General features: G+C 49.2%; 2 tRNA genes and 1 rRNA gene. All 3 read right to left on the minus strand.

What is annotated here, in order from left to right:
• Positions 1-404: 404 nt before the first annotated feature.
• Positions 405-480: transfer RNA gene (locus tag Q4546_RS19065), tRNA-Ala, on the minus strand.
• A gap of 63 nt (positions 481-543) precedes the next feature.
• A tRNA-Ile gene (locus Q4546_RS19070) sits at positions 544-620 on the minus strand.
• A gap of 73 nt (positions 621-693) precedes the next feature.
• Positions 694-2,143, minus strand: a 16S ribosomal RNA gene (locus Q4546_RS19075); the annotation flags it as partial.

Here is a 2,143-nt window from a genome sequence, read left to right on the forward strand (position 1 = left end):
CCAAGGCATCCACCGTATACGCTTAGTCACTTAACCATACAACCCAAATGAGTTTCACAAGGAAACTTAATCGTTGTCAGAGCGGGTAGCCCTAACAGCTGTATCGTAACTAGCTGGTTTATTACATAATTTGCATCTCTTGCGAGTACACAAATTCGCCTTAGTTTTTAGAATATTCAAGACACTTAATAAAGTGTTTTGAGAACTCAATGTATTATCAGAAAAGGATTAATTTCCCAATAATACGATTTGTAATTAATACAACGACAGACATCATCGTATTAAATACTATCAGCTTTCCAAATTGTTAAAGAACGGGCTAAAAAAAGCCAAAGATAATGGTTAGATTATCTTTGGCATCTCTTAATTGCATATGTCGACTCAACTTATTGAGAAGATGTAAATGGTGGAGCTATGCGGGATCGAACCGCAGACCTCCTGCGTGCAAGGCAGGCGCTCTCCCAGCTGAGCTATAGCCCCATTTACATGCAGTAAAACAAAATACGTTAATACAAAATCTTCGCTTAGGAGAAATGAAGATTTTGGTGGGTCAGAGTGGACTTGAACCACCGACCTCACCCTTATCAGGGGTGCGCTCTAACCAGCTGAGCTACAGACCCAACGTATATTGCTCTTTCTTTCTATCAAGTAATCTGTGTGAACACTCAACAAACATTAAGTTAGTCGTATAGGTAAGGAGGTGATCCAGCCCCAGGTTCCCCTAGGGCTACCTTGTTACGACTTCACCCCAGTCATGAACCACACCGTGGTAAACGTCCTCCCGAAGGTTAGACTATCTACTTCTGGTGCAGCCCACTCCCATGGTGTGACGGGCGGTGTGTACAAGGCCCGGGAACGTATTCACCGTAGCATTCTGATCTACGATTACTAGCGATTCCGACTTCATGGAGTCGAGTTGCAGACTCCAATCCGGACTACGACGTACTTTGTGAGATTAGCTAGACCTTGCGGCTTTGCAACCCTCTGTATACGCCATTGTAGCACGTGTGTAGCCCTACTCGTAAGGGCCATGATGACTTGACGTCGTCCCCACCTTCCTCCGGTTTATCACCGGCAGTCTCCCTAGAGTTCCCGCCATTACGCGCTGGCAAATAAGGATAGGGGTTGCGCTCGTTGCGGGACTTAACCCAACATTTCACAACACGAGCTGACGACAGCCATGCAGCACCTGTCTCAGAGTTCCCGAAGGCACTAAGCTATCTCTAGCGAATTCTCTGGATGTCAAGAGTAGGTAAGGTTCTTCGCGTTGCATCGAATTAAACCACATGCTCCACCGCTTGTGCGGGCCCCCGTCAATTCATTTGAGTTTTAACCTTGCGGCCGTACTCCCCAGGCGGTCTACTTAATGCGTTAGCTTGGGAGCCCAGTGCTCAAGGCACCAAACTCCGAGTAGACATCGTTTACGGCGTGGACTACCAGGGTATCTAATCCTGTTTGCTCCCCACGCTTTCGTACATGAGCGTCAGTCTTTGTCCAGGGGGCCGCCTTCGCCACCGGTATTCCTTCAGATCTCTACGCATTTCACCGCTACACCTGAAATTCTACCCCCCTCTACAAGACTCTAGTTCACCAGTTCCAAATGCAATTCCCAGGTTGAGCCCGGGGATTTCACATCTGGCTTAATGAACCGCCTGCGTACGCTTTACGCCCAGTAATTCCGATTAACGCTTGGACCCCTCGTATTACCGCGGCTGCTGGCACGAAGTTAGCCGGTCCTTCTTCTGTAGGTAACGTCACAGCTAACGGTTATTAACCGTTAACCTTTCCTCCCTACTGAAAGTGCTTTACAACCCGAAGGCCTTCTTCACACACGCGGCATGGCTGCATCAGGCTTTCGCCCATTGTGCAATATTCCCCACTGCTGCCTCCCGTAGGAGTCTGGGCCGTGTCTCAGTCCCAGTGTGGCTGATCATCCTCTCAGAACAGCTAGGGATCGTCGCCTTGGTGAGCCATTACCTCACCAACTAGCTAATCCCACCTAGGTTCATCCAATCGCGAAAGGCCCGAAGGTCCCCTCCTTTCCCCCGTAGGGCGTATGCGGTATTAGCAGTCGTTTCCAACTGTTATCCCCCTCGACTGGGCAGATCCCTAGGCATTACTCACCCGTCCGCCGCTCGTCAGC

Origin of the sequence: Shewanella sp. 4_MG-2023, from assembly GCF_030548015.1 — a bacterium.
GTDB lineage: Bacteria > Pseudomonadota > Gammaproteobacteria > Enterobacterales > Shewanellaceae > Shewanella.